General features: G+C 71.5%; 24 protein-coding genes. 10 read left to right on the top strand and 14 right to left on the bottom strand.

Features of this window, described 5'->3' with window-relative positions:
• The first annotated feature begins 5 nt into the window (after positions 1 to 5).
• Both U9J66_RS00300 and U9J66_RS00295 read left to right on the top strand, forming a co-directional pair.
• Positions 6 to 1,037, top strand: a complete 1,032-nt coding sequence (locus U9J66_RS00300; protein WP_042285637.1) for a LacI family DNA-binding transcriptional regulator — start codon at positions 6 to 8, stop codon at positions 1,035 to 1,037.
• A 267-nt stretch (positions 1,038 to 1,304) separates the two neighbouring features.
• Complete coding sequence (locus U9J66_RS00295; RefSeq protein WP_017535202.1) at positions 1,305 to 2,492, top strand: MFS transporter; 1,188 nt, start codon at positions 1,305 to 1,307, stop codon at positions 2,490 to 2,492.
• Between the two features lie 69 nt (positions 2,493 to 2,561).
• On the opposite strand, the gene paaI is transcribed toward U9J66_RS00295, so the two are convergent.
• The 10 genes from paaI to U9J66_RS00245 form a co-directional block, all read right to left on the bottom strand.
• Positions 2,562 to 2,981, bottom strand: coding sequence for a hydroxyphenylacetyl-CoA thioesterase PaaI (gene paaI / locus U9J66_RS00290; RefSeq protein ID WP_042285643.1), 420 nt, complete (start codon positions 2,979 to 2,981; stop codon positions 2,562 to 2,564).
• Positions 2,978 to 4,081: a 1,2-phenylacetyl-CoA epoxidase subunit PaaE gene (gene paaE, locus U9J66_RS00285; protein ID WP_017535200.1), complete on the bottom strand. Its 1,104-nt coding sequence runs from the start codon at positions 4,079 to 4,081 to the stop codon at positions 2,978 to 2,980. Before paaE ends, paaI begins: the two co-directional genes overlap by 4 nt.
• Before the next feature lie 2 nt (positions 4,082 to 4,083).
• A complete protein-coding gene (paaD, locus tag U9J66_RS00280; protein ID WP_161112276.1) occupies positions 4,084 to 4,605 on the bottom strand; it encodes a 1,2-phenylacetyl-CoA epoxidase subunit PaaD in 522 nt (173 codons plus the stop codon).
• Complete coding sequence (gene paaC, locus U9J66_RS00275; protein ID WP_042285649.1) at positions 4,599 to 5,477, bottom strand: 1,2-phenylacetyl-CoA epoxidase subunit PaaC; 879 nt, start codon at positions 5,475 to 5,477, stop codon at positions 4,599 to 4,601. The genes paaD and paaC overlap by 7 nt, the downstream gene beginning before the upstream one ends.
• Before the next feature lie 23 nt (positions 5,478 to 5,500).
• Positions 5,501 to 5,809, bottom strand: coding sequence for a 1,2-phenylacetyl-CoA epoxidase subunit PaaB (gene paaB, locus U9J66_RS00270; protein WP_014909376.1), 309 nt, complete (start codon positions 5,807 to 5,809; stop codon positions 5,501 to 5,503).
• On the bottom strand, positions 5,806 to 6,780 hold the full coding sequence (gene paaA, locus U9J66_RS00265; protein ID WP_014913347.1) for a 1,2-phenylacetyl-CoA epoxidase subunit PaaA: 975 nt from the start codon (positions 6,778 to 6,780) through the stop codon (positions 5,806 to 5,808). The genes paaB and paaA overlap by 4 nt, the downstream gene beginning before the upstream one ends.
• Before the next feature lie 165 nt (positions 6,781 to 6,945).
• A complete protein-coding gene (locus U9J66_RS00260; protein ID WP_017535196.1) occupies positions 6,946 to 7,734 on the bottom strand; it encodes an enoyl-CoA hydratase/isomerase family protein in 789 nt (262 codons plus the stop codon).
• A complete protein-coding gene (locus U9J66_RS00255) occupies positions 7,731 to 8,618 on the bottom strand; it encodes a 3-hydroxyacyl-CoA dehydrogenase family protein (protein WP_017535195.1) in 888 nt (295 codons plus the stop codon). The genes U9J66_RS00260 and U9J66_RS00255 overlap by 4 nt, the downstream gene beginning before the upstream one ends.
• Positions 8,615 to 9,358, bottom strand: a complete 744-nt coding sequence (locus U9J66_RS00250; protein ID WP_014912975.1) for an enoyl-CoA hydratase/isomerase family protein — start codon at positions 9,356 to 9,358, stop codon at positions 8,615 to 8,617. Before U9J66_RS00250 ends, U9J66_RS00255 begins: the two co-directional genes overlap by 4 nt.
• Before the next feature lie 26 nt (positions 9,359 to 9,384).
• On the bottom strand, positions 9,385 to 10,620 hold the full coding sequence (locus tag U9J66_RS00245) for a thiolase family protein (protein ID WP_326336619.1): 1,236 nt from the start codon (positions 10,618 to 10,620) through the stop codon (positions 9,385 to 9,387).
• A gap of 243 nt (positions 10,621 to 10,863) precedes the next feature.
• On the opposite strand from U9J66_RS00245, the gene paaK reads away from it, so the two are divergent.
• Positions 10,864 to 12,222: a phenylacetate--CoA ligase PaaK gene (gene paaK / locus U9J66_RS00240; protein ID WP_161112278.1), complete on the top strand. Its 1,359-nt coding sequence runs from the start codon at positions 10,864 to 10,866 to the stop codon at positions 12,220 to 12,222.
• 57 nt (positions 12,223 to 12,279) lie between these two features.
• Here paaK and U9J66_RS00235 read toward each other — a convergent pair whose 3' ends face one another.
• The gene (locus U9J66_RS00235) at positions 12,280 to 13,059 is read right to left on the bottom strand and encodes an AraC family transcriptional regulator (protein WP_042285652.1); all 780 of its coding nucleotides are present in this window, start codon (positions 13,057 to 13,059) and stop codon (positions 12,280 to 12,282) included.
• 92 nt (positions 13,060 to 13,151) lie between these two features.
• On the opposite strand from U9J66_RS00235, the gene U9J66_RS00230 reads away from it, so the two are divergent.
• Positions 13,152 to 13,958, top strand: coding sequence for a sulfite exporter TauE/SafE family protein (locus U9J66_RS00230; protein WP_326336618.1), 807 nt, complete (start codon positions 13,152 to 13,154; stop codon positions 13,956 to 13,958).
• Here U9J66_RS00230 and U9J66_RS00225 read toward each other — a convergent pair.
• Positions 13,910 to 15,382 (bottom strand): serine hydrolase domain-containing protein, encoded by a 1,473-nt coding sequence (locus U9J66_RS00225; RefSeq protein ID WP_326336617.1) that lies wholly within the window; start codon positions 15,380 to 15,382, stop codon positions 13,910 to 13,912. The genes U9J66_RS00230 and U9J66_RS00225 overlap by 49 nt on opposite strands.
• Positions 15,383 to 15,620: 238 nt before the next feature.
• Between U9J66_RS00225 and U9J66_RS00220 the strand changes: the two genes are divergently transcribed.
• Positions 15,621 to 17,273, top strand: coding sequence for an amidohydrolase (locus U9J66_RS00220; protein ID WP_017535190.1), 1,653 nt, complete (start codon positions 15,621 to 15,623; stop codon positions 17,271 to 17,273).
• 68 nt (positions 17,274 to 17,341) lie between these two features.
• Positions 17,342 to 18,673, top strand: coding sequence for an MFS transporter (locus U9J66_RS00215; RefSeq protein ID WP_161109975.1), 1,332 nt, complete (start codon positions 17,342 to 17,344; stop codon positions 18,671 to 18,673).
• 75 nt (positions 18,674 to 18,748) lie between these two features.
• On the opposite strand, the gene U9J66_RS00210 is transcribed toward U9J66_RS00215, so the two are convergent.
• The gene (locus tag U9J66_RS00210) at positions 18,749 to 20,056 is read right to left on the bottom strand and encodes a M20 family metallo-hydrolase (RefSeq protein ID WP_161109976.1); all 1,308 of its coding nucleotides are present in this window, start codon (positions 20,054 to 20,056) and stop codon (positions 18,749 to 18,751) included.
• Between the two features lie 233 nt (positions 20,057 to 20,289).
• Here U9J66_RS00210 and U9J66_RS00205 point away from each other — a divergent pair, with 233 nt between their 5' ends.
• The 3 genes from U9J66_RS00205 to U9J66_RS00195 all read left to right on the top strand — a co-directional run bounded on the left by U9J66_RS00205 (position 20,290) and on the right by U9J66_RS00195 (position 23,534).
• Positions 20,290 to 21,441: a helix-turn-helix domain-containing protein gene (locus tag U9J66_RS00205; protein ID WP_014909578.1), complete on the top strand. Its 1,152-nt coding sequence runs from the start codon at positions 20,290 to 20,292 to the stop codon at positions 21,439 to 21,441.
• Between the two features lie 95 nt (positions 21,442 to 21,536).
• Positions 21,537 to 22,310: a nucleotidyltransferase domain-containing protein gene (locus U9J66_RS00200; RefSeq protein WP_014911295.1), complete on the top strand. Its 774-nt coding sequence runs from the start codon at positions 21,537 to 21,539 to the stop codon at positions 22,308 to 22,310.
• 996 nt (positions 22,311 to 23,306) lie between these two features.
• On the top strand, positions 23,307 to 23,534 hold the full coding sequence (locus U9J66_RS00195) for a hypothetical protein (RefSeq protein WP_014910801.1): 228 nt from the start codon (positions 23,307 to 23,309) through the stop codon (positions 23,532 to 23,534).
• Between the two features lie 7 nt (positions 23,535 to 23,541).
• Here the strand turns inward: U9J66_RS00195 and U9J66_RS00190 are convergent, their stop codons facing one another.
• Positions 23,542 to 24,108, bottom strand: a complete 567-nt coding sequence (locus U9J66_RS00190) for a TetR/AcrR family transcriptional regulator (protein WP_042285660.1) — start codon at positions 24,106 to 24,108, stop codon at positions 23,542 to 23,544.
• Positions 24,109 to 24,470: 362 nt separating this feature from the next.
• On the opposite strand from U9J66_RS00190, the gene U9J66_RS00185 reads away from it, so the two are divergent.
• A complete protein-coding gene (locus U9J66_RS00185; RefSeq protein WP_326336616.1) occupies positions 24,471 to 26,021 on the top strand; it encodes a hypothetical protein in 1,551 nt (516 codons plus the stop codon).
• Positions 26,022 to 26,023 lie beyond the last annotated feature (2 nt).

The following is a 26,023-nucleotide window of genomic DNA, read 5'->3' as shown; positions in this document are numbered from 1 at the left end:
CCACGATGACGAGCGACGGCGGGGACGGTGGGGCGTCCGGGGGGCGGCCGACGATGGCCGACGTGGCGGCGCGCCTGGGGGTCTCCCGCCAGTTGGTCTCCCTGGTCCTGGGCGACCGGCCCGGTCCGAGCGCGGCCACCCGCGAACGTGTACTGCGCGCCGCCGAGGAGCTCGGCTACCGCGCCGACACCGCCGCCCAGTTGCTGCGCCGTGCCCGTAGTCGTCAGGTGGGGGTGCTCTTCACCATGGAGCATCCGATGGACGCCGATCTGGTCGAGGCCCTGTATCCGGCGGCGGCGCGGCTCGGCTACGGCCTGGCCCTGAGCGCGATGCTCGCCAACCGCACCGAACGTCAGGCGATCGACGAGCTCGTGGGGTTGCGCTGCGAGGCGCTGGTGCTGATCGGGATGTCGGCCCAGGCCCCGGAGGATCTGGCCGAGGTGGCGCGTCGGGTGCCGGTGGTGGAGATCGGTCAGCGCACCGACTCGGCCGGAACCGACAGCGTCCGCACCGACGCCGTGTCCGGGGTCCGGCTGGCCGTCGACCACCTGGTCTCCTTGGGCCACCGGAGCATCGCCCACGTGGACGGTGGCGGGCTGCCCAGCGCGCCCGAGCGCCGGGCCGGATATCTGGAGGGCATGCGCGAGCACGGGCTGGACGCGTACGTGGACCTGGTCCCGGGCGCCTACACCGAGGAGGCCGGGGCCCGGGCCGCGCGCGTGTTCCTGGATCGGGACGTCCTGCCCACGGCCGTGGTGTGCTGCAACGACCAGTCCGCGCGGGGTCTTCTGGAGACGCTGGTCCGCGCGGGCCGTTCCGTGCCCGGCGAGGTCTCCGTGGTGGGGTACGACGACAGTCGCGCCGCCCGGCTCTCGTTTCTGAGTCTGACCTCGGTCCGTCAGGACGTGGAGCGGATCGCCGAGGCGACCCTCGAAGCGGTCGCGGAGCGTCTGGAGCGGGGAAGGATCGAGAGCACTCACGTGTTGCTACCGACCACGCTCACCGTGCGGGAGAGCACCGCTCCCCCGCGCACCTGAGTCGAGCGGGGCCTTCCGTGCCGCCGGCGCGGGGTGGTGGGGGCGACGCGAGCCAGATCACGCGGCCGATCGTTGGAAAACCTCGGGCACGGGTGTCATCCTTGATTTAGCACGTGCTAAATCACCCTGCCCGGATCCCGTACACGACGGCCGGCACGGTCCTCTCGGCACCACCGGACCTCCGGTGCCGCTCACACCTCCCCACCACCTCGAAGCACACCTCGCCTTCTCCTGCCGCCGTCCACCTCCTGGAAAGGGGCAATCGCCATGCCCTTGGCCCTCCTCGCCCTGGCCCTCGGGGCCTTCGCCATCGGGACCACGGAATTCGTGATCATGGGGCTGCTCCCCGAGGTCGCCGCCGACCTCGGGATCCCCATCCCCACCGCGGGGCATCTGATCTCCGCCTACGCCCTGGGCGTGGTGGTGGGCGCTCCCCTGCTCACCGCGCTGAGCACACGGCTGCCCCGCAAGACCGCCCTGCTGTTGTTCATGGGCGTCTTCCTGCTGGGCAACCTGCTCACCGTGATCGCCCCCTCGCACACCCTCGTCCTGGCCTCCCGCTTCCTGGCCGGGTTGCCGCACGGCGCCTACCTCGGGGTGGCCGCCCTGGTCGCCGCCCATCTGGCCGGCCCCGCCCGCCGGGCCACCGCCGTGGCGCGGGTGATGTTGGGCCTGACCATCGCCAACATCGTGGGGGTGCCCGCCGGAACCCTGCTGGGCCAGCTCACCGGTTGGCGCACCGCGTTCCTGGTGGTGGCCGGGATCGCGGCGCTGACCCTGCTCGGCGTGGCCCGTTGGGTACCGCACGTATCGATCGCCACCAGCGGCGGGCTGCGCGGGGAGTTCTCCGCCCTGGCCCGCTCCCAGGTCGTGCTGGGCCTGCTCACCGCGGTGTTCGGGTTCGCGGGGGTCTTCGCCGTCTACAGCTACATCTCGCCGATGATGACCGAACTGGCGGGCATGCCCACCACCGCCGTACCCGTGGTGCTGGCGCTGTTCGGGGTGGGGATGACCCTGGGGTCGCTCGTGGTGGGCCCGTTGGCCGACCGGTGGCTGCGACCCACCATCTACGGTTCGTTGGCGGCCCTGGCCGCCGTGCTGGCCCTGTTCACCCTCGCCGTGCACAACCCCTGGACGGCGGCGATCGGCGTGGTGGTGCTGGGCGCCGTCGGGTTCGGCGTGACGGCCCCGCTCCAGGTGCTGGTGATGAGCCGTGCGGGCGCGGCGCCGAGTCTGGCCTCGGCCTCCAACCACTCGGCCTTCAACCTGGCCAACGCCGGAGGCGCCTGGGTGGGCGGCGTGGGCATCGCGATGGGGCTGGGCTACGCCTCCCCCGCCGCGATCGGCGCGGTCCTGGCCGTGGTCGGTCTGGGGATCGCGGTGACGGCCGGTCTCATCGACCGCTCCCCCACGTCGGACGGCGCCCCGGCCGAGGAGCCCACCCGCGTGGGCTGAGTACGGCGACGCCGCGTTCGACGGAACGAGGGGCCGGGGCATGCCGCCCCGGCCCCTCTCACCTCCGCCTCATCGGGAGAGGGTACGGCTGCGTCCCCGGAACTCGGCGACGACCTCCTCGCCCCTCCTGACGGTGACGTCGTAGACGCCGCTGCGGCCGTACACGACCCGTTCCACGGCGGTGGCCACCAGGACGTCGCCCTCGCGGGCGGAGGTCACGAAGGTGATGTCGCCCCCCGCCGCGACGGTCACCCCGCCGCCCTCCACGTTGCAGGCGCAGGCGAAGGCGGTGTCGGCGAGGGTGAACACGAACCCTCCGTGGGCGATGGCGTGGCCGTTGACCATGAGCGGCCCCACGGTCATCTCCACGACGGCGGTGCCCTCTCCGGCCTCGAGCAGCCGCATGCCCAGGTTCCGGGAGGCCTTGTCGGCCTCGAACATCCGCCAGGCGGTCTCGTTGCGCGCCTCGGGCGCCCGTTCGTCGCTCATGAGTCGAAGTCCACGGTCAGGGTGTCGGTCTCGGGCAGGGACTGGCAGGCCAACGCGTACCCGGCCTCGACCTCGGCGGGGGTGAGCGCGTAGTTGCGGCGCATCGCGACCTCGCCGTCGCACACCTTCACCCGACAGGTACCGCAGACGCCGCCCTTGCAGGCGAAGGGCAGGTCGGGGCGGTAACGCTGGGCGGCGTCCAGGACCGGCACCCCCCGGGGCAGGGTCAGGGTGGTGGTGCGGCCGTCCAGGACGACGGTGACCTCGCTGGAGGGGCCCTCGACCTCGGGGTCCTCGTGCCGGGCCTGGGGCGGCGGCTCGGCGCCCTCCACGAAGAACAGCTCCTGGTGGACCCGTGCGCCGTCCACCCCGTGTTCGGCCAGGACCCTCCGCGCGTCGGTGACCATTCCATAGGGGCCGCACAGCCACCAGTGGTCGACCGCGTCGGGGGCCACGATGGTGGACAGCAGAGCCGCCAGCTTCTCGGCGTCCAACCGTCCGGTGAGCAGTTCGGACTCGCGCGGCTCCCGGGACAGGACGTGGACCAGCTCCAGGCGCGGCCCGAAGACGTCCTTGAGATCGGCCAGCTCGTCGGCGAACATCACGGTGTCGCTGCGGCGGTTGCCGTAGAGCAGGGTGACGTGGGATTCGGTTCGGCGCAGCAGCGAGGCGGCCATGGACAGCATCGGAGTGATGCCGGAGCCGGCGGCCACCAGCACGTGGCGCGCGGCCACGGTCAGGTCGGGGCTGAAGCGGCCGGTGGGCACGCCCACCTCGATCTCGTCGCCGGGGCGGACCTCGCGGACCAGCCAGGTGGAGAAGAGGCCGTCGGCGACCAGGCGGACCCCGACGCGGGGCGCCTCTCCGACCGGGGCGCAGATGGAGTAGCTGCGGCGCTCCTCCACCCCGTCGACCTCGCGGCGCAGGGTCAGGGACTGTCCCGGCGCGAAGTCGAACACCTCGGCCAGGTGATCGGGGACGTCGAAGGCGACCGCGACGGCGTCCTCGCACAGGCGCTCGACGGAGGCCACGCGCAGCCGGTGGAACGCGGCCCGGCCGCGCGCGGCGGCGGGGGCGGTCTCGGTGACGGGTGTGGTCACGGTCAGATCTCCTTGACGTGCTCGAACGGTTCGAGGCAGGACCGGCAGCGGTGCAGCGACTTGCAGGAGGTCGAACCGAAGCGGGACAGTTCCTCGGTGTCGGCCGTTCCGCAGCGCGGGCAGCGCGGCACGGTCCGGGTGGGCAGCAGGGTCAGGGGCACCGGCCCGGAAGGGCGGGCGGGGGCGCGGCCGGGCGCCGAGATCCCGTGTTCGGTGAGCTTGCGCCGACCCTCCTCGGTGATCCAGTCGGTGGTCCAGGCGGGCGAGAGGGCGGTGCGCACCTCGACGTCGTCGAACCCGGCCGCGCGCAGGGCGCGGTCCACGTCCACGCGCATCTCGGCCAACGCGGGACAGCCCGAGTAGGTGGGGGTGATCCACACCGCCACGGTGCCCTCCTCCGAGACCTCGACCTCGCGCAGGATGCCCAGGTCGGCGAGGGTGAGCATGGGCAGTTCGGGGTCGGTGACCGCGGCGGCCGCCTCCCAGGCCCGTCGCCGCGTCTCGTTCGGCGTGGTGGTCACCATGTCGCCTCCGGGTGTTCGCGCGCCACCCGCTGGAGTTCCTCCACCAGGGGCGCCAGCTCGTCGGTGTGCCGCCCCTCGCGTCCGGAGACCTCCCCGTCGGGGAAGGCTCCGGGGGCGTCCAGGGTGGCGGCGGTCAGGACCTGGTCGAGCACCTCGCGGACCTCCTCACGGACCGAGGCCGGGTCCACGCCCGCCCCGAGTCCGGCCAGGGAGGTCTCCACCGGGTGAGCGGCGAAGAGCTCGCCGGTCAGCGGCCACACGTCGGCGACCGCCGCGCGCATGCGCTCGTGGGAGTAGGGGGTGCCGTCGCCCAGGCGCAGCGCCCAGGAGACGGCGTACTCGCGGTGGTAGGCCAGTTCGTTGACGCCCTTGGCGGCGATGGCGGCCAGAACCGGGTCCACGCTGTGCGCCAGTCGGGTGAACAGGGCCAGACGCCAGGAGGAGAGCACGAGAAGCGTGACGATACAGCGGGCGAAGTCGCCGCGCGGGGCCTCGGTCAGGCGCACGTTGCGGAACTCCGAGGCGTCCCGACGGTAGGCGAAGGCGTCCTCGTCCCGTCCGGTGCCGTCGGCCTGACCGGCGCGGGCCAGCAGCAGGCGGGCCTGGCCCAACAGGTCGAGGGCGATGTTGGCCAGGGCCACCTCCTCCTCCAGTTCGGGGGCGTCGGTCACCCAGTGGACGAGCCGTTGCGCCTGGACGAGGGCGTCGTCGCCGAGCATCTGGCAGTACTCCGCCAGGGCCGGGCCGTCCACGCCCTCGGGCAGGGTGGTGTCCACACCCGCGAGCGCCTCGGTGAAGCCGGTGCCGAAGGCCCAGCGGGCGTCGCCGTCGTGCTCCTCGACCAGGCCGGTGAAGATGTTGTCGCCGCTCATGTGCTTCCTTTGCAGCCTTACCGCTAGATGTGCGGGACGTCCTCGGGGATGGGATAGAAGGTCGGGTGCCGGTAGACCTTGTCGCCGCTGGGCTCGAAGTAGGGGTCCTTCTCGTCCGGGCTGGAGGCGGTGACGGCGTCGGCCGGCACGACCCAGATGCTCACGCCCTCGTTGCGACGGGTGTAGAGGTTGCGGGCGTTGTGCAGGGCCATCTCGTCGTCCGGGGCGTGCAGGGAGCCCACGTGCACGTGGTTCAGGCCGCGCTTGCCGCGCACGAAGACCTCGTAGAGGGGCCATTCGGGGCGGGCCGGGCCCGTGGTCCGATCGCTCATACCGTGACCTCCTCGGTGTTACGTCGTTTGGCCGCGTAGGCGGTGGCGGCCTCGCGTACCCAGGCGCCCTTCTCGTGGGCGGCCCGGCGGCGCGCGACGCGTTCGGCGTTCTTGGGACCGTCTCCGGAGATGACCCGCTTGAGCTCGTCCCAGTCGGGGGTGCCGAAGTCGTAGTGTCCGCGTTCGTCGTTCCAGGACAGTTCGGGGTCGGGCAGGGTGACGCCCAGCTTCTCCGCCTGGGGGACGGTCATGTCGACGAACTTCTGCCGGAGCTCGTCGTTGGTGTCGATCTTGATGCCCCAGTCCATGGAGCGTCGGGTGTTGGGCGAGTCGGCGTCGGGCGGGCCGAACATCATCAGGGACGGCCACCACCAGCGGTCGACGGCGTCCTGGACCATGGCCCGCTGCCCCTCGGTGCCCTCCATCATGCGCATGAGCAGCTCGTAGCCCTGCCGCTGGTGGAAGGACTCCTCCTTGCAGATGCGCACCATGGCGCGGGCGTAGGGGCCGTAGGAGGTGCGGCAGAGCGGGACCTGGTTGCAGATCGCGGCGCCGTCGACCAGCCAGCCGATCACGCCGACGTCGGCGTAGCCGAGCGAGGGGTAGTTGAAGATCGAGGAGTACTTCTGGCGTCCCTCGATCAGCCTCTCGGTGAGGTCGGCGCGGTCCACGCCGAGGGTCTCGGCCGCCGCGTACAGGTACAGGCCGTGTCCGGCCTCGTCCTGCACCTTGGCCAGCAGGATCGCCTTGCGCCGCAGGCTGGGCGCGGACGCGATCCAGTCCCCTTCGGGCTGCATGCCGATGATCTCGGAGTGGGCGTGCTGGGAGACCTGGCGAACGAGGGTCCTGCGGTAGGCCTCGGGCATCCAGTCACGCGGTTCGATCCGCTGGTTGGCCGCGATCCTGGCGTCGAAGTGCGCTTGGAGAGCCTCGTCGGCGCCGGGTGGCGCCTCCTGGGCCGTGGTCGACATTGATCATTCCCCATTCATAACCGAACGTTCGGTCAGTAATTAGTATCTCCGGATCCGCCCGCCCGACGCAAGCCCCTTCCCCGGCGGTTTCACCCGTCACCCCCGGTGAGGACCTCCTCGGGCGGAGGCGGTGCGCGCCGTCCGTGCGGCGCGCACCGCGTGTTCCTACCGGCCGGTGAAGGTCGGCTTCTCCTTGTTCAGGAAGGAGCGCACCGCGCCGACGTGGTCCTCGGTGACGCCGAGCCGGTTCTGGAGGTCGGCCTCCTCCTCCAGGAGCTCGGGCAGGTCGCTCTGGCCCTCGGCCGCCGCCCGCACCTCGTGCTTGGCCGCGACGAACGCCGCCGTGGGGCCCGAGGCCAGACCGACCGCGACCTCACGGGCGCGTGTCTCCCAGTCCGCGTCGTCCACCACCTCGGTGACCAGACCCAGCTCCAAGGCGCGGTCCGCCGTGAGCATGGTGCCCAGCAGCATCAGCTCCATGGCGCGCGCCTGACCGAGCGCGCGCACCAGACGCAGCGCCAGCCCCGAGTCCGAGGCCAGGCCGATCCCGGTGAAGGCGGTCCCCAGCTTGGCCCTGCGCGCGGCCACCCGGACGTCACCGGCCAGGGCCAGCCCCAGCCCGGCGCCCACGCAGGCCCCGCCGATCCCGACCACGACCGGGACCTGGACGCTCTCCAGACCCAGCACGACCGGGTTGTAGTGCTCGCGCACCGTGGACAGCGCCTGTTCGGGGGTCTCCTCCAGGATCCGGGCGTGCTCGACCAGGTCCTGGCCCACGCAGAACGCCTTGTCCGACCCCAGGAACAGCACCGCCCGCGCGGTGGTGGACTCCGCGGCGCTTCGCACCGCGACCAGCAACTCCTCCTTGACCCGCCGGGTCAGAGCCGGCCGGTTCAGCCGGATCGTGGCCACCCCGTCGGCCTCGGTGAACTCCACCGCCTGCGCGTCACTCACGCCTTGTCTCCCTTGTCCCAGGTATGAAAGCCCTCGCCGCTCTTGCGGCCGAGCCTGCCCTCGGCGACCTTACGACGCAGGAGGTCCGGCGGCGAGAACCGGTCCCCCAGTTCGGCGGCCAGATGCTCGGCGATGGCCAGGCGTACGTCGAGTCCGACCAGGTCGGTGAGCTTGAGCGGCCCCATCGGGTGGCGGTAGCCCAACTCCATGGCGGTGTCGATGTCGGCGGGGGAGGCGACCCCCTCCTCCACCATGCGGATGGCCTCCAGGCCCAGCATGACGCCCAGCCGGCTGGTGGCGAAGCCCGGGGAGTCGCGCACCACGATCTCGGTCTTGCCCAGGGCCGTCACCCAACCGCGCACCGTCTCCAGGACCTCCGGATCGGTCTCGGGCGCGGTGACCAGCTCCACCAGCCGGGAGGCCGGGACCGGGTTGAAGAAGTGGGTGCCCAGGAAGCGGCCGGGTCGGCTCAGCGCGGCGGCCAGGTCGGTGACCGACAGCGAGCTGGTGTTGGAGGCCAGGACGGTGTCCGGCCCCACGGCCGCCTCGGCCGCGACCAGCACCGCGATCTTGAGGTCGGGCCGCTCGGGAACGGCCTCGACGACGAGTCCGACGTCGGAGGGCAGGTCGGCCACATCGGTGACGGTGTCCAGCCGGGCCAGGTAGGAGGCGGGTTCGGCGTCGATCCTGCCGCGCTCACGCGCCCGTTCCAACCCGGCCACGACACGTCCGCGTCCGGCCTCGGCCGCCTCGGCGGTGACCTCGGCCAACACCACCCGGGAACCGGTGGTGAGGAACTGCTGGACGATACCGGCGCCCATCGTGCCGCCGCCGACGACGGCCACGACCTCGGGCACGCCCTGAGGGGAGATCTCGGAGGTCAACGCTTCTTCCTCTCCAGGAAACGGGTCATCCGCTCGTGCTTGTCGGCGCTCTCGAAGAGCACCGCCTGTGTCAGGTCGTCGGCCAACGGGTGGGGACCGTCGGCGTCCAGGACCATCTTGGTCATCCGCAGGGCCGTCGCGGAGGAGGCGGCCATCCGGTCCAACAGGGCGTGGGCGCTCTCGCGCAGTTCCTCCGAGGGCACGATCCGGGCGACCAGGCCATGACGCAGCGCGGCCTCGGCGTCCAAACGCATGCCGCCCAACAGCACCTGTTTGGCCACCGAGACGCCCACCAACTCCTTGAGCCGCCAGCAGGCGCCGGCCCCCGCGATGATCCCCAGCCCCGGCTCGGGCTGGGCGAAGACCGCCTCGGGGGTGGCGATCCGGATGTCGCAGGCGTAGGAGAGCTCGGCCCCGCCGCCCAGCGCCCACCCGTCGATCGCGGCCACCGTGGGCGCGCGCAGACGGTGCAGGCGTTCGAACAGGCGGCTGTTGATCCCGGCCAGGGCCTCGTCACGGCCGCGTTCGCGCAGTTCCGCGATGTCGGCTCCCCCTGCGAAGACCGTTCCGTGCCCGGTCAGCAACAGCGGCCGGGGGGCCTCCTCCAGTTCGGCGCACACCCGGTGCAGCTCGGCGATCATCCGCGCGTTGATGGCGTTGCGGGCCTCGGGGCGGTACAGCTCGACCACCGTCCGGTCCTCGCGCCGCTCGACCCGGAGGGTCTCGAAGTCCTCGTCCACGCCGGCTCCGTTCTCCCTAGCGCCGTTCACACGCGCTCCACCGTCAGCGCCACGCCCTGGCCCACGCCCACGCACAGGGTGGCCAGACCACGACGGGCGTCCTCGCGCTCCATGCGGTTGATCAGGGTGACCAGGACACGGGAGCCCGAGGACCCCAGCGGGTGGCCCAGGGCGATGGCGCCGCCGTCGGCGTTGACCCGCTCCTCCTTCAGCCCCAGGCGACGCATCACCCCCAGGGACTGGGCGGCGAAGGCCTCGTTGAGCTCCACCGCGCCGATCTCGTCCAACGTCCAACCGGAGCGGTCCAGGACCTTCTCGACGGCGGGGACCGGGCCCAGCCCCATGATCTGGGGGGCGACCCCGGCCGAGGCCGAGGCGACCACCCGTGCCCGAGGGGTGAGACCGTACCGGCGTACGGCCTCGGCGCCGGCCAACAGCAGGGCCGAGGCTCCGTCGGAGAGCGAGGAGGAGTTGCCCGCGGTGACGATCCCGCCCTGGCGGAAGACCGGCCGCAGGCGGGCCAGCCCCTCCATGGTGGAGCCGGCTCGCGGCCCCTCGTCGGCGGTGACCTCGTGGGTGGCGCCCTTGCGTCCGTGCACGGTGACCGGGACGATCTCGCCGTCGAAGCGACCGGCCGCGGCGGCGGCCAGGGCCCTTTCGTGGCTGCGCAGGGCGAAGGCGTCGCACTCCTCGCGGGTCAGCCCCTCAAGGGTCGCGACCTCCTCCGCCGTCTCCCCCATCGACAGGGTGTAGCGCAGGTCCTCGGGGGAGGCGTCGTCCGGAATGCGGGCGTCGGCCTCGGCGAAGCGGGGGTTGGTGAAACGCCAGCCCAGGGAGGTGTCGGCGACCTCGCCGGGCTTGGCCCAGGGGGTTCCGGGCTTAGCCATGACCCAGGGGGCCCGGGTCATCGACTCCACACCGCCGGCGACCACGATGTCGGCGTCACCGGCGCGGACGGCCTGGGCGGCGGAGGCGACGGCGGTCAGGCCGCTGGCGCACAGACGGTTGACGGTGTAGCCGGGCACCGAGGGGTCGAGTCCACCGAGCAGGGCCGCCATGCGCGCCACGTTGCGGTTGTCCTCCCCCGCCTGGTTGGCGGCGCCGAGGATCACCTCGTCGACGGCCTCGCCCGGCACGCCGGTCCGGCGGACCACCTCGGAGACGACCCGGGCGGCGAGATCGTCGGGGCGGACGGACGCCAGGGCGCCCCCGTAACGGCCCTGAGGGGTGCGGACCCCGTCGACCACGTAGACGTCGCTCACGTACGGCCTCCTGTTTCGAGGGCGGTGGCGTGGGCCACCGCGGGGTGTGAACTCATCGACACTTCTCCTTGACACCGCGGGTCGGAGACTGAGTAAATGCATTAGTAACCGAACGTTCGGTCAGTAAGCAAGTCGACCCTCCCTCTCGAAGGCCGACCACGATCCGCCATCGCGCGACGACGCCGAAGACCCGCCCCCGCGCCCGGCCCGGCGACACACCGCGCACCGTACCCGGAGAGGCCCATGGCAAGCCAGGACACCACCACTCATTCGGCCGGTACCGAACTCCGGAGGCGTCTGGGGCCGACGCCCGAGCCCGGGACCCTGGACCCGGCCGAACGCATGAGCGTCGACGAACTCCGCGCCCTCCAGTTCGACCGTCTGCGTCGGACGTTGGAGCACGCCTACACCAACGTGCCCCTGTACCGGCGCAGGTTCGACGAGGCGGGTGTCCGCCCCGAGGACCTCCGGACGCTGGAGGACCTGGCCCTCTTCCCCCACACCACCAAGGACGATCTGCGGGACAACTACCCCTTCGGGATGTTCGCCGTCCCCCAGGAACGGGTCAGCCGGATCCACGCCTCCAGCGGCACCACCGGCAAGCCCACCGTGGTCGGCTACACCAAGGAGGACATCGACGTCTGGGCCGACGTCGTCGCCCGTTCCATCCGCGCCGCGGGCGGCCGGCCCGGGGACAAGGTCCACGTCTCCTACGGTTACGGCCTGTTCACCGGAGGCCTGGGCGCCCACTACGGCGCGGAGCGGCTCGGCTGCACGGTCATCCCCGCCTCCGGCGGCCAGACCGCCAAGCAGGTGCAGCTCATCCAGGACTTCCGTCCCGAGATCATCATGGTCACGCCCAGCTACATGCTGACGCTGCTGGACGAGTTCGAACGCCAGGGCATCGACCCGCGGAGCACCTCCCTGAGAATCGGGATCTTCGGCGCCGAACCGTGGACCGAGCGGATGCGTCTGGAGATCGAGGAGCGCTTCGACATCAACGCCGTGGACATCTACGGGTTGTCCGAGGTCATGGGCCCCGGCGTGGCCAACGAGTGCGTGGAGACCAAGGACGGACTGCACATCTGGGAGGACCACTTCTATCCCGAGGTGCTGGACCCGATCACCCGGGAGACGCTGCCGGACGGCGAGAACGGCGAGCTGGTCTTCACCTCCCTGACCAAGCAGGCCATGCCGGTCATCCGCTACCGCACCCGTGATCTGACCACCCTGCGTCCGGGCACCGCCCGCCCCATGCGCCGCATGGACAAGGTCACCGGCCGCAGCGACGACATGATCATCCTGCGCGGCGTGAACGTCTTCCCCACCCAGATCGAGGAGATCGTGCTCGGCCTGGACGGGCTCGCCCCCCACTTCCAACTGGTCCTGACCAAGGAGGGCCGTCTGGACCGGATGGAGGTACGCGTGGAGGCCGCCCCGGACTGCACGGCCGACCGGCGCGTGGCCCTGTGCCGGGAGATCACCGCGACCGTCAAGGACCGGGTCGGGGTCAGCGTGACCGTGGAGGTCGTCGACCCCGAACGGATCGAACGCTCCGTCGGCAAGTTCCGCCGCGTCATCGACCGACGCCCCCGCGACTGACCGGCCCCGTCGTCCGTTCCCGCGCCGCCCCGGCCATGGGCGCGGGAACGGACGGCCTCACCCCGCTCCCGAGGCCGCGGCGCGATACCCCCTGGGCGAGGTGCCCATCATCCGGGAGAAGGCCGCCGAGAAGGCGGCGGGACTGTCGTACCCCAGATCGGCCGCCACGCGGGTGACCCTCTCCCCTCGGGCCAGGGGCGGCAGGGAACGCAGAACGCAGGCCCGACGCCGCCACTGCGCGAACCCCATCCCGACCTCGGCCCGGAAGAGACGGTTCACCGTGCGCTCGCCGACGTGGAGCGCCCGCGCCCACCGCGCGAGCGGATCGTGCACGTCGGGCGCCTCCAGGAACTCCTCGCACAGCGCGCGCAACCCCTCGTGGCGCGGCAACGGCAGATCCAGCGGCAGGGGCACCAACCCCCTCAGCTCGTGCAGGACCAGCTCCATGAGGGTCGCGTCCCTGCCGTGCCGTTCGTGGCGCGGATCGACGTCGACCGCGGCCGAGACCAGGGCCCGCAGCAGCGGCGAGACCTCCACCACCCGGCAGTGTTCGGGGAACCAGGGGACCGCGGCCGGTTCGAGGTACAGGCTGCGGGTGCTCACACCCTCCATCGTGACCTGGTGGTCCACCCCCGCCGGGATCAGCACCGCGCGCTGCGGAGGGACCGTCCACGCGCCGTCCTCGGCGACCACCCGCATCACGCCGGTGACCCCGTACAGGAACTGGGCCCGCCGGTGTCGGTGGCGGGCCAGCACGAAACCGGGCGGGTAGTCGGTGCCGATCGCCAGGACCGGCCGGTCGATGTCGTCCACCTCGTCGACGTGGATGTTGCGCACGGGCAACGACGCTACCCGAGATGTCCGCTGCGCGATCGTTCCTGTCGTCCACCCGAATGCGCGCCGGCCCTGGCGCTCCTAGCGTGGTGCGGGTGCTCTCCTCGACCCTGACGCTCCTGGCCCTGGGCTGTCTGACCGGCGTCACCACGATCTTGTTCGGTTTCGGCGGCGGTTTCGTGACCGTGCCGGTCGTCTACGCCTTCACCCTGGCCCGCGCCGAACCCGGTGTGGACGCCATGGCCGTGGCCGTGGCCACCTCCACCGCCGTGATGGTGGTCAACTCCCTGAGCGCCACCCTGGCCCAGTACCGGGCCGGTCGGCTGCGCCGCGACCTCCTGTGGCCCTTGGGCGCCTACATCGGTCTGGGCACGGCCGGGGGCGCCCTGATCGCCACCGTGGTCGGCGGCGCCGTCCAGCACGTACTGTTCGTCGTCTACCTGGCCGCCACCATCGTCGACAGCCTGCTCCGCAAGGGGTTCCTCACCCGTTCCGCGGACGTGGACCCCACCCCCTTGAGACGGGGACCGACCCGGGTGATCGGGGTCGGGATCGGCGCGGTCACCGGTTTCCTGGGCGTGGGCGGCAGCGTCATGACCGTCCCCCTGCTCCGACGCCGCGGCCTGTCCATGGCCGAGGCCACGGCGGCCGCCAACCCGCTCACCGTGCCGGTGGCCCTGGTGGGGACCCTGGTCTACGCCCTGTGGGGCACCGCCGGGGCCGGGGCCGGTCAGGGCCATCTGGGCTCGGTCGACCTGGTGACCGGGGCGCTGCTGTTGGCCGGTTCCCTGCCCACCATCGCCCTGACCCGACGCCACCTGAGGCGTATCCCCGACCGGGCCCATGCGGTGGCCTACGTGGCTCTGCTGGGCGTCGTTCTGGTCGCGGTGCTGCTGATCTGATCCGTGCCCTCCCCGTCGACCTCGGGCACCGCGCGCCCGCCGAGGTGGAGGTGGCGCTCCCCCGTGGCCAGGGTGTGGAAGGTGACCGGGGTCCAGGTCCGCCGGTCCTTCGCCCGGAACACGTAGAGCCCGTCGTCGATCGGGGCCAGCGGGTGTTCCTCGACCGGGTCGGGGTCCACCCCGCCCAACGCTCCCAGGTCGATCACGCGCAGTCCCCGTCGAGCGCCGTCGCGCCCCAGGACCTCCAGACGCTGGGAGGTGTTCTCGTACACCTCGGAGACGGAGGCGCGATCCTCTTCGCTCAGGTCCTCGGGATCGTGGTCGGGGGCGGGCGGCGCCGGAACCCGCGTCCCGGCCACCCTCTCGAACACCTCTCCGTACAGCTCCTGGTACAGGTCCCTGGCCCGACCGCCGTTGGTCAGCAGGGCCACCGCGATCCCGGCGTCGGGCAACAGCCGCAGGAAGGCCGACTGGCCGATGGTGTTGCCGTCGTGCCCCACCAGACGCCGCCCGTCCCACCCGTAGCGGATCCAGCCCAGCCCCCAGGAGTCCCCCAGGGTGTAGGGGTCGGGCAGCGTCACCCGCGACCGGGTCATCATCTCGACCGTCTCCTCCGACAGGATCCGCTCCCCGGAGTCGGTACGGCCCCCGCGCAGGTGCGCCTCGGCGAAACGCAGGAGGTCTCCGGCGTTGGCGGTGACGCCGCCCGCCGGCCCCATGGACCGGGGCAGCCCCCACACCGGAGCGCGCTCCGGGTCGGGGTACCCGCGCACGTGCCCCATGGCCGCCCCGTGCGGGATCGCCTCCTCGGGAAGGGTGCCCGCGCGAGTCAGCCCCAGAGGGGCGAACAGCCGCTCCCGCATCGCCTCGTCCCAGGTCAGCCCGGTCGCCTTCTCGATGATCCGTCCCAGCAGGACGAACCCCGAGTTGCAGTAGGAGAACCCGACCCCCGGCGGGTGGATCGTGGCCGCCTCGGCCAGCGTGCCCACGTACCGTTCCAGGGCGTCGTCGCCCCTTCCCGTGTCGGTGAACAGGTCGCCGTCGATCCCGCTCGTGTGGTCGAGCAGTCTTCCCACGGTGATCGGGGCGGCGCGCCCGGGGTCTTCGGGGAAGGCCTCGGGGACCGCCTCGGCGACGGAGGTGTCGAGCGACAGCAGCCCCTCCTCCACCAGACCCATGACCACCGTGGCGGTCCAGACCTTGGTGATCGAACCGATCTGGAACACCGATCCGGTGTCGACCGCGTGACCGGTCGCGACGTCGAGCACCCCATGGGCCGCCTCCGCCCTCGCGGCCGGCCGATCCGGACCGGGGGTCCGCACGATCCCCAGCTGGGCCCCGGGAACCCCGTGCCGTCCCGCGAGAACGGCCAACCGCTCGCGCCAGTGCTCGATGTCGATGGGTGTGCTCGAACCGTCGGACAAGACGTCTCCCCTCGTTCGGACCCGGTCAGGGGCTCTCCTCGACCCCCTGACACGGGTTCCCACGATCCCACCCCGGCCCGGGTTCCGCACCCCCGTCCCCTTCGCCCTGTGGACACCGGTTGTGCATCTGCCCACCTCAAAGGCGTCAACTCGCGTTAAATCGTCATTGAGTCGGGGCTCACACCGGCTGCAACCTGGAAAGGTACGGAAAGACACACCCGCCCAGGAGCCCTGCCGCATGCTCGACCTCAAACTGACCCGTGCGCGCGTACGCACCCTCGACGACGACCGCCCCCACGCCACCACCGTGGGCATCGTCGGAGGCCGGATCCTCGGCTTCGACGACGACGTCGCCGACCTGCCCGCGCGCACCGTGGTCGACTGCCAGGGCGCCGCGGTCGTCCCCGGCTTCGGGGACGCGCACAACCACATGGCCTGGTTCGGTCAGTCCCTCTCCGAGCTGCCCTTGGAGGACGTCACCACCCTGGAGGGGATCTACGACGCGGTCGCCGCCAAGGCCCGCACCCTTCCCGAGGACGCCTGGATCGTCGGCTCCGGCTACGACGACACGGTCATGGGGGCCCACCCCGACCGGAACGGCCTCGACCGGGCGGGCGGCGGCCGCCCCGTCTGGCTCAAGCACCGTTCCGGACACATGTGCGCCGTCAGCGGCGCCGTCCTCCGTCTCTCCGGCGCAGAGAACGCCCCCGACCCCGAGGGCGGGGTCATCGTCCGCGACAGCCACGGGGACGCCACCGGCCTGCTCCAGGAACGCGCCCAAGAGCTGGTCACCGCCCTGGTCATGCCCTACCCCGTCGCCGAGCTCGCCGACGCCCTGGGCCGCGCCTCGCGCGTCTACGCCTCCGAGGGGCTCACCCATGTGGTCGAGGCCGGCATCGGTCACGGCCTGGTCGGCCGCTCCCCCGTGGAGGTCGCCGCCTACCAGCTCGCCCGCGACCGGGGAGAGCTCCTGCCCCGTGTGGAGCTCATGGTGGCCGCCGACAACATGCACCCCCTGGACGCCCACGCCGACGACGGCATCACCACCGGCATCGACCTGGGGCTGCGGTCCGGCTTCGGCGACGACCGCCTGCGTCTGGGCCCGATGAAGATCTGGCTGGACGGCTCCCTCATCGGCCGGACCGCCGCCGTCACCGAACCCCTCTGCGGACACGGGCACGGCGTCTACCAGAACCCGCCCGAGCAGATGCGCGCCCTGGTCGTGGCCGCCCACCGCGCCGGGTGGCGCGTGGCGGCCCACGCCATCGGCGACGACGCGATCGACCTGGCCCTGGACGCCATCGAAGAGGCCCAGCGCGCCCACCCCCGGCCCGACATGCGCCACCGCATCGAACACGCCGGGGTCGTGCGGCCCGATCAGCTTCCCCGCATCGCCGCGCTCGGGGCCGTCCCGGTCCCCCAGCCCCGTTTCCTGTACACCGTCGGCGACGCCATGGCCGCCTCCCTGGGCCCGGACCGGGTCCCGTGGCTCTACCGACACCGTTCCTTCCTCGACCACGGCATCCGCGTCCCGGGCAGTTCCGACCGCCCGGTCGCGCCCGGGGCACCGCTCCAGGGCATGGAGTCGATGGTCGAGCGCACCAGCTCCGGGGGCGCCGTCCTCGCCCCCGGCGAACGCGTCACAGCCGAACAGGCCCTGCGGGCCTACACCATCGACACCGCATGGGTCGGCCATGACGAACACCGGCGCGGCAGCCTCACACCGGGCAAGCTCGCCGACATCGTGGTCCTGGACCGCGACCCGGTGGACACCGCGGAGCAGGGCATCGGCTCGATCCGGGTCCTGGCGACCCTGGTCGGCGGTGTCCCCGTGCACGGCGCCGACACCCTCGGCATCGCGGACACGAGCACCGCGCTTCACCACACCTGACGGGCGCCCCCGTCAGCATCCCCACCCGCGCCCCAGGGCGCGGATCCCGGATTGGAGAAACCCGACCCATGCGTGACCTCGATTCAGGGGACGCCCAGGAGCAGCCGAACACGTCTGCGGTGGTCAAGGAACGTGAGGCCGGCAAGATCGCCTTCGCCGCCTTCGTCGGCACCGCGCTGGAGTGGTACGACTACTTCCTCTTCGGCACCGCCGCGGCCCTGGTGTTCAACCGGCTCTACTTCACGACGCTGAGCGCGACCGCCGCCACCCTGGCCGCCTTCGCGACCTTCGGTGTCGGCTTCGTCGCCCGCCCGGTGGGCGCCGTCCTGTTCGGCTGGATGGGCGACAGGATGGGCAGACGACCCGCTCTGCTGCTCACCGTCGTCTGTATCGGCGTGGCCACCGGCCTCATCGGTCTGCTGCCCGACTACGCCGCCATCGGGGTGGCCGCTCCGCTGCTGTTGGCGCTGCTGCGACTGCTCCAGGGCGTCGCCGTCGGCGGCGAGTGGGGCGGCGCGGTGACCATCGCCGTCGAGCACGCCCCGCCCGAGAAGCGCGGTCGTTACGCGGCGCTGCCGCAGATCGGTTCCCCGGTGGGCACCCTGCTCTCCTCCGGAGCCTTCTCCCTGGTCCTTCTTCTGCCTCCGGACCAGTTCGACTCCTGGGGATGGCGCCTGCCGTTCCTGGCCGCGTTCCCGCTGCTGCTGGTGGCGGTCTACATCCGCCGCAAGGTGGAGGAGTCCCCCGTCTTCGAGGAGATGGAGAAGCAGGAGAAGCGTTCCAAGGTCCCGGCCCTGGACGTGTTCCGCAAGGCCTGGGGACGTCTGCTCGTGGCCATCGCCTCGGCCCTGCTCGGCGTGGGCGGCTTCTACGTCATGACCACCTTCGCCATCAGCTACGGCACCGGAACCCTGGGGCTGTCGCGTGGGCTCATGGTCAACTCGACCCTGGTCGCGGCCGTGGCGCAGATCGCCGTCATCATCGTCTTCGGCCGGCTGGCCGAGCGTCTGGGCCCGGGCCGGGTCACCATGTGGGGCGGTCTGGCCACCGCGGTGATCGCCTTCCCGGTGTTCTGGCTGATCGACACCCGTTCGCCGATCCTGGTGGTCCTGGCCATCACCGCCGGTGTGGCCGTCCTGTCCACCGCCTACGCGGTCTCCGGAGCGCTGCTCGCCGAGCTGTTCCCGGCCGACCTCCGCTACAGCGGTGTGGCGCTGGCCTACAACCTCGCCGGCGCGCTCAGCGGCTTCCTGCCCTTCGTGGCGACCGCTCTGCTGGACAGCACGGGCGGCGGTTCGTGGGTGGCCTCGCTGCTGTTCATGGGCATCGCCCTGATCACCGCCGTCGGTGGTCTGTACGGTGAACGGCTGCGCGTGCGCGACGAGGTCGTCGTGCGCTGACCCGGCCCCGTCACACGAGCGGGCCCCGTAGGGAGACGTTCCCTACGGGGCCCGCACTCGTACGTGCCCTCGGGCTCAGCCCTGAGCGGCCGGGTCGTAGACGCCGGTGGAGGGGAGCTCCCCCGCGCCCAACCGGCGGACCACCTCGGTGAGCATCGCCAGTCCGGCCAGCATGTCGCCGTCCTCGGTGTACTCGCCCTCGTTGTGGGAGATCCCCTCCACCGAGGGGACGAAGAGCATCACCGTGGGCACGTGGCCCTTCATGTTGACCGAGTCGTGTCCGGCCACGGTCCTGATCCTCTGATGGCTCAGGCCCAGACGCTCGGCCCCGGACCTGGCCAGGCTCACCCCCTCGGGCTGATAGGGGTCGATCCCCCAGGCGTGGGAGAGGTGCAGGTCCACCGACACCTTCGCGGTCTCCTCGACCCGGATGACCTGTTCCCGCAGGATCCGGTCGGCCTCGGCCAGCACCTCCTCGTCGTCGGCCCGCAGGTCCAGCAGGAGCTCGACCTTGGAGGCCACCACGACGGGGGAGTTGGGGTAGACGTCCATGCTGCCCACGGCGGTGTGCAGCACGCCGGGGAAACGGTCGGCCAGCTCGCGCGCGGCGACCACGAGGAGGGAGGCTCCCAGCAGGGCGTCACGCCGGTCCTCCATCACCGTCGCCCCCGAGTGCGCCTGTTCGCCGTTGACGACGACCCGGTACTTGCGGGCCGCCCAGCAGGCCTCGACCAGACCGATCGTGGTACCGGAGCGCTCCAGGACGCGTCCCTGCTCGATGTGGATCTCCGCGCAGAAGGCGGCCTCGGGTCCGTCGGTCTCGCCCAGGAAGCCGGTGGGGGCCAACGCCTCGCCCACCGACACCCCGGCCCGGTCCCGTACGGCCAGGGCCGTCTCCAGCGGGAGCTTTCCGGTGTAGACGGCGCTGCCCATCATGGACGGGGCGAAGCGCGACCCCTCCTCGTTGAACCAGTTGACGACCGCGAGGTTGTACGCGGAGGAGGCCCCCTCGGCCTCGTCGCTCCGGGCGGCGCGATCCACCGCGTGGGCCGCGGCCAGCACACCGTAGGCACCGTCGAAGCGACCCGCCGTGGGCTGGGAGTCCATGTGGGAGCCGACCACCACGTACGGGGCGCCGGGGACCCGCTCCACCAGCCCGAACTGGTTGCCGATGCGGTCGTAGACCACCCGCATCCCCTTCTCCTCCAGCAGCTCCGCCAACCAGCGGCGCTGGGCGATGTCGGGTTCGGTGGCCGCCTGGCGGTCGACCCCTCCCGAAGGGGTGGCGCCGAAGGCGCTCATGGACCGGAAGTCCTCCAGGAAACGGGTGTCGGCGTCCGAACCTTCGGTCGACGACGGCACTTCCCGCGCGGACGAGGTCATGGGTATTCCTCTCAGAAGGGAACGGTGGTGTCCGGTGGTCGGCGACCGCCGGACGGGCCCGGGGCCTCTTTCCATGGTCTGCTCGTCCACCCGTACCGCTCAATCGACATCCACACACGTTTTCCAGCGGCCGCTGTGCACATGACCAGGTCCGGGGCCCGGGCCTTCCGGAACATGACACCATCGGAGGTGAAGGCCGGTCCGGCCCGCGTGGAAGACCGAGGAGGTGCGTCGTGACCGACCCCGGACAGGAGGGGCCGCGTTCCTGGCCCGGCATGCTCGAACTGCTGGCCCGTGACCGCGACGGACTGGTGGAGGACTTCCTGGAGCGGCTCCGCTCCATGGGCCGTTACGACGACGGCGTCATCCCCGCCGACGACCTGCGCCAGACCGCCGTCGACACGTTCGACCTGCTCACCCACCGGATCGCCGGTCTGCCCGTGCCCGAACGGCTGCGCGATCTGTCGACCCGGCTCGGGGTACGTCGGGCCCGCCAGGGCGTGGCCCGCGAGGATCTGCTGGAGGCGGTGCGGCTGGACTTCCGGGTCCTGTGGGCCGGCCTGGTACGCGCCGGCGGCGCCGACTCGGCCCCCACCCTCGTCCTGCACGTGGAGGAGGTCCTGGAGACGGTCGAGCAGTACATCAGCGACGTCCAGGCCGCCTTCCTCGAAGAACGCGCCTCCTTGGAGCACGACTCCCGGGCCGCGGCCACCCGGGCCTTCGCCCGTCTGCTCAGCGCCGGGGAGCGCGCGCCGCAGGTCGCGGTCGAGGTCGCCCCGGTGCTGGGGCTGCCCCTGGACGGGGTCTTCGAGGTGTCCTTCGTCCGGTTGCCGCCGGAGCGCGTCCATCGCACCGACGCCCTCGACCTCTCCCGCAACGGGTGCCTGGCCTGGGAGTTCGACGACGGGGTGGCCCTGGTCCTGGAACCGGGCCGTGTACGCCGTCCCGTCCTGCCGGCCGACACCACCGGAGCGACGATCACCGGTACGCGGGGGCTCGCCGAGGTTCCGGCGGCGGTCGAGGCGACGCGGATCATGGCCCGCTACGCCCGTCGGAACGAGGGGATGGTCCGGCAGGAGGACGTGTGGACCGCCCTGGCCCGCGATCAGGTGGGCGCCCTGCTGCCCGGGTTCGGGCGGGAGCCGGTCGAACGGATGGCGGCCCTCGAACCCGACGCGCGCGCACGGTTGTTGGAGACCCTCGCCCACTACACGGCCACGGGGTCGGTCAAGGCCGCCGCGGCCTCCCTGTACTGCCACCGCAACACCGTGGTCAACCGGCTCCAGACCTTCCGCGAGGTCACCGGGCTGGATCTGACCGTTCCGTCGCAGGCCGCGCGGGCCCTGGTCCTGTTCGCCGACCGCCGGGCCGCCCCGGAACGGTGACCCCGGGCGGGCGCCCCACGACCGAAAACCGGTCGTCTCCGGCGTCCCGACCCCGGTAGGTTGCGAGCACCGTGACACGCCCGTGGAGGAGGCCCATGAGACATTCGAGCGAGGAGTTCGCCCGTATCGCCGCCCAGGGGACCGTCCTGCGCTGTCAGGTCGGTTCGGCCGCCCACGGCCTGAACCTCGACGGGGTCTCGGACCGTGACGAGATGGGCATCTGCGTGGAACCGCCCGAGTACGTCATCGGTCTGCGCTCCTTCGAGCAGTACATCCACCACAGCCGTCCCGAGCACACCCGGTCCGGCGAGGGCGACCTGGACCTGACCGTCTACTCGCTGCGCAAGTGGACCCGTCTGGCGTTGGAGGGCAACCCGACCGTCCTGCTGCCGCTGTTCGTTCCCGAGGACGAGATCGTCACCATCACCTCCGTGGGGCGCGAACTGCGGGCCGAGGGCCACCGGCTGCTGTCCCGCAGGGCCGGGGAACGGTTCCTGGGCTACCTGCGGGCCCAGAGGGAACGCATGGAGGGGGTGCGGGGCGGCAGGCACACCAACCGTCCCGAACTCGTCGAGGTCCACGGGTTCGACACCAAGTACGCGTACCACATGGTGCGTCTCGGGCTCCAGGGCGTCGAGTTGATGGAGACCGGCTCCATCACCCTGCCCATGCCCGAGCCCGAGCGTTCCTGGTTGTTGGAGCTGCGACGCGGTGAGCGCACCCGTACCGAGGCCTTGGAGCGCACACGAGAGCTGGAGGAGCGTCTGGTCGACCTGTGCCGCACCTCCGACCTGCCCGCCTCGCCCGACACCGACCGTGTCGATCGTTGGCTCTGCGACACCTACCGGCGGTTCTGGGACGAGACCTGAACCACGCTGGTCAGGGCGGTACCCGACATGGTGTCCCGGTGACGGCGAGATAGGGTGAACCACCGAAGAGGTAACGCCGCGCCCGAGACCCCGGGTGGCCCGGTGTGCCGGGCGCCGTGGAACGGCCCACGGCGCGCGGGGACGACAAGTGAAGGAAACACCATGATCGGAACCATCGGGTTCGTGCTCATGATCATCAGCCTTTCGATGATGATCATCTCCGGCCTCATCGCGACCGTCGTCAAGACCCGCTAGACGACGCCGAGGGCCGTCGGCGGGTGCCGGCCCAGAACGCGCCCGCCGACGTCCCGCCCCGTTCCTCCGGGCGGTGCCGCGCGCCGCCCCGCCGTCCCCCACGGCCTCTCCCCGGTCCGACCACGTCGTGTCCCTCCGACGGTCCTCACCGGGCCCTCCCCCGCTCACGCGGATCCCCGCTCCCCCGTTCCGTACGCCCTCGCCCGTCTTCGGGCCGGGCTCTCCCATGCCCGGGCGTCGGGCCGGTGCGGGGCACCCGTCCACCGCGTCCCGCACCGGCGTTCGCGCGGATCCGCGCGGGGACCACCCTACGGAACTCCACGCCCTCGAAGCGTCGACTCCGGGGAATCCCAGACGTTTTCACCCCTCCTGCATGGTCTTTTCAAAGAAAGGGCGACCATGCGAAGTTACGCGTCTTTTGTGGTGTAGATTCCCTTCTTGTGACGTCCCGGTCGCCCCGTTCCCCGGGCCGAGCCGTCCACCCGGGAAGCCGGGCCGAATCGGGCCTGTATGGCCGGATCCGGCCATACACACATGAACATGCACGTGCAACTGCACCGCCGGTGATATCACTGGAAAACGCGGTCGCCACCTCGAATCCGGGTACGACGGACGAAGACGAAGCGGGAATTCCAGGTCGGGTTCGCTTTGTCATGGAACCGCCGACCGTTCACACCTCGTCCGGCCTCCCGACAAGGTCGGCTCCGCCTTCGGCCCCCACACCGTAGTTAGGGTGAACGTATGTCGATATGGGCGCGGGGAGACCGTACCGGGCGGGTCGGTGAGGCCCTCCTCATGCTGGAGGGCCAGGGCATCATCGACGGCCTGGAGATCCTTCCCCAGGAGGACAAGCCCTACCGGGTCCGGGTGCCCGCCGGCATCGTCCACATGGACGAGGAGGAGGCCTCCATGTTCGCCCTCGGCGCGGTGGTCGGCGCCTTCGGAGAGGTGGCCCGCACCCGCGGCTGAGCGACCCTCACCTACGACCCATGGTCCGCAGGATCGCGTCCAGGAGAAGGTCCCGGACCATCACTCGGCGCTCGTCGGTGTGCTCCACGGCCAGCTCGTTGTTGAAGGTCGACAGGCACAGGCCCACCGTCATCTCCGCCAGAGGCTCGGCCGGACGCCCGTCCTTGGGCAGCTCCTCCACGAAACGGGCGACCTCGATCGCCTCCCGGACCGCTTCGATCCACGGCCCGATCCGTTCACGCCACCAGTCGCGCTGGGGTCCGGGCTCGACCCCGAGCCCGGAGGCCGCGGCCAGCAGACCCCCCGAGTCCTCCCACAACGCGATCCAGGAGTCCACCAGACGCCCCATGTAGCCGTCGATCGATTCCATCCGCCCGAAGGTCAGGTCCACCTGGGAGGCGAAGGCCGTCAGACGTACGTCCACCGCGGCCCGCAACACCTGGTTCTTGTGGTTGTAGTAGCGGTAGACGGTGGAACGGTCGATGTCGACGCCCTCGGTGATCTCCTTGTAGGTGATCTGACCGAAGGGCTTGGTCCGCAGTAGCTCCACCAGACTGTTCTGCAACTGGAGCATCCTCTGCGTGGCACGCAGACTCCCGCTGGTTCCCGCGTTCGAACCGCCAGGCGCCGCCATACCCGTTCCGTCCGTCATGAGCCCTCACAGCCCTTGTGTGTCCGACTCCCCCAGCTTGCCGCAGAACGGCATGTATGCCAACACGACGTTGGCGTCGGAAGCAGACCTGTGGAGGCCGAAAGACCCTTTCGGCCCGCCCTCGAGGGCGCAAGGGCCCCGCCACCGGCCCGTTCTCCCCCACCACCGCCATGATCACGACTGGACGACGACCACGCCACCGGAGAACCTTCCCGACCCTCCCGTACGTCACAGTCACCGGCGCGCCCCCTCCCTCAGGCGCGCGAAGAAAGGCGATACCGGGCATGAGTTGGATCGATTACTCGCAGAACGTGCGGATCAGGGACCTGGAGGAGAGTCTGGGTTCCGCGTATTCGCAGATGACCCAGGACCGCAAACGCATGCGGTCGGAACTGAGTCATCTCAAGGGCGATCTGGGACAACGGCTGGACCGGGTCTCGGCCACCCTGGACGCCTTCATCGAACTCAGCGACCTGCGCGTCACCCTCTCCCTGTTCGACGGTATGGCCATCACCCGCCATCGCACCCTCCAGATGCTCGACGGCGCCTTCCTCGGAGAACTGCGTCTGGACGACGTCCCGGGCTACTGGCTGGTCCCGGCCGCCCGCGGGCTGCACCACCTGCTCAACGGCGACCTGCCCCGGGCACGGGCGCGTTTCGCCGAGGCCGCCGAGATCGACCGGGAACGGGCCCTGGGTTTCACCGCCCTGGCCACCGCGCTCACCAGTTCGGAGAACGCCCACCTGCTCGGTTCGGGCGCCGCGACCGAACTCCTGCCCCACCTGCCCCTCCCCGAGGTGCGCCCCACCCGGGTTCAGCGGGCCCTGTGGCTGTTGAGCGCGGACGGCTCCTTCGGTGACGACGCCCGCGAACACCTCCTGTTGTCGACCCTGCGCCACTGGTCCGCCGAGGACGCGCGGGTCGCGACCGTCGAGGCCTGGTCCGCCACCGCACCCTCCACCTCCGGGGGCCGGGGACGCACCCCCTCCAAGGACCCCTTCGCCGTACGTTCCCGTACGGCGAAGGCCCTGGGCCGGCTACGGGAACAGGTCTCCCACGTCACCGGACCGAACGGCGAGGACGAACCCGATCGGGTGCTCGCCCCCGATCAGGCCAGCGTCGACTTCCTCAAGGAGACCCTGCGGCTGCTGGTGGAGGAGGGCGGACCGGAGGAGGCCCCTCTGCTGGCCGAGGCACGCGCGCTCCGGGCCACCATCGAGAACGGCGGCGAGAAGGTGGAACCGCCCCATTGGAACGAGGGGACCCACGACGTCGCCACCCTGATCCAGCGCGACCTCACCTCGACGGACACGCCGCTGCGCCGCCGCACCTTCGCCCTGGTCGTCCAGCGGACCACGGTGTTGGAGGACGCCGAACGTCTGGCGGCCGACCTGAACGCCCCTCTCCCCGAGACGACGACGGTGTCCACGCAGGGCGTCGACGTCACCATCGACGCCGCCGGAGCCGACCAGGGGCAGATCGAGCGGGTGCGCGGGCTCATCTCCGAACGCCACACCGCGGGAGGCGACGCGCGGAGCATGGTGTGGGTGACCCTGGGCATCGCCGCCGTGCTGGGACTCCTGGCGCTGTTCACGATGAACGGGTTCCTGTGGTTCCTGACCCTGGTCTCGCTCGGCGGATCCGTCCTGGCCCACCACTCCTCGACCAAGGGACGGGGCGAGGGAGAGGCCGCGATCGCGGAGGCGCGCCGCAGGACGGACGAGCGGATCGCCGGCGCCGTCGAGGAGTGGCGGCGCCGACGTCTCCAGGCCGAGGAGGAGACCGACGCCGCCCGACGGGACCTTCGAGAGATCCGGCGGATGCTCTCCGTCTGATC

This window comes from Nocardiopsis sp. LDBS1602, from assembly GCF_035818715.1.
GTDB classification, from domain to species: domain Bacteria; phylum Actinomycetota; class Actinomycetes; order Streptosporangiales; family Streptosporangiaceae; genus Nocardiopsis; species Nocardiopsis alba.
Note: the sequence above shows the minus strand (reverse complement) of the source record. Positions and strands in the feature narration are given on the sequence as shown.

What these genes read in the sequence shown, in the direction of transcription:
- U9J66_RS00300 (WP_042285637.1), top strand. Translation starts at nt 6, where the DNA reads ATGACGAGCGACGGCGGGGACGGTGGGGCGTCCGGGGGGCGGCCGACG.
- U9J66_RS00295 (WP_017535202.1), top strand. Translation starts at nt 1,305, where the DNA reads ATGCCCTTGGCCCTCCTCGCCCTGGCCCTCGGGGCCTTCGCCATCGGG.
- paaI (WP_042285643.1), bottom strand. Translation starts at nt 2,981, where the DNA reads ATGAGCGACGAACGGGCGCCCGAGGCGCGCAACGAGACCGCCTGGCGG.
- paaD (WP_161112276.1), bottom strand. Translation starts at nt 4,605, where the DNA reads ATGGTGACCACCACGCCGAACGAGACGCGGCGACGGGCCTGGGAGGCG.
- paaC (WP_042285649.1), bottom strand. Translation starts at nt 5,477, where the DNA reads ATGAGCGGCGACAACATCTTCACCGGCCTGGTCGAGGAGCACGACGGC.
- paaB (WP_014909376.1), bottom strand. Translation starts at nt 5,809, where the DNA reads ATGAGCGATCGGACCACGGGCCCGGCCCGCCCCGAATGGCCCCTCTAC.
- paaA (WP_014913347.1), bottom strand. Translation starts at nt 6,780, where the DNA reads ATGTCGACCACGGCCCAGGAGGCGCCACCCGGCGCCGACGAGGCTCTC.
- paaK (WP_161112278.1), top strand. Translation starts at nt 10,864, where the DNA reads ATGGCAAGCCAGGACACCACCACTCATTCGGCCGGTACCGAACTCCGG.
- U9J66_RS00220 (WP_017535190.1), top strand. Translation starts at nt 15,621, where the DNA reads ATGCTCGACCTCAAACTGACCCGTGCGCGCGTACGCACCCTCGACGAC.
- U9J66_RS00215 (WP_161109975.1), top strand. Translation starts at nt 17,342, where the DNA reads ATGCGTGACCTCGATTCAGGGGACGCCCAGGAGCAGCCGAACACGTCT.
- U9J66_RS00210 (WP_161109976.1), bottom strand. Translation starts at nt 20,056, where the DNA reads ATGACCTCGTCCGCGCGGGAAGTGCCGTCGTCGACCGAAGGTTCGGAC.
- U9J66_RS00200 (WP_014911295.1), top strand. Translation starts at nt 21,537, where the DNA reads ATGAGACATTCGAGCGAGGAGTTCGCCCGTATCGCCGCCCAGGGGACC.
- U9J66_RS00195 (WP_014910801.1), top strand. Translation starts at nt 23,307, where the DNA reads ATGTCGATATGGGCGCGGGGAGACCGTACCGGGCGGGTCGGTGAGGCC.
- U9J66_RS00190 (WP_042285660.1), bottom strand. Translation starts at nt 24,108, where the DNA reads ATGCTCCAGTTGCAGAACAGTCTGGTGGAGCTACTGCGGACCAAGCCC.
- U9J66_RS00185 (WP_326336616.1), top strand. Translation starts at nt 24,471, where the DNA reads ATGAGTTGGATCGATTACTCGCAGAACGTGCGGATCAGGGACCTGGAG.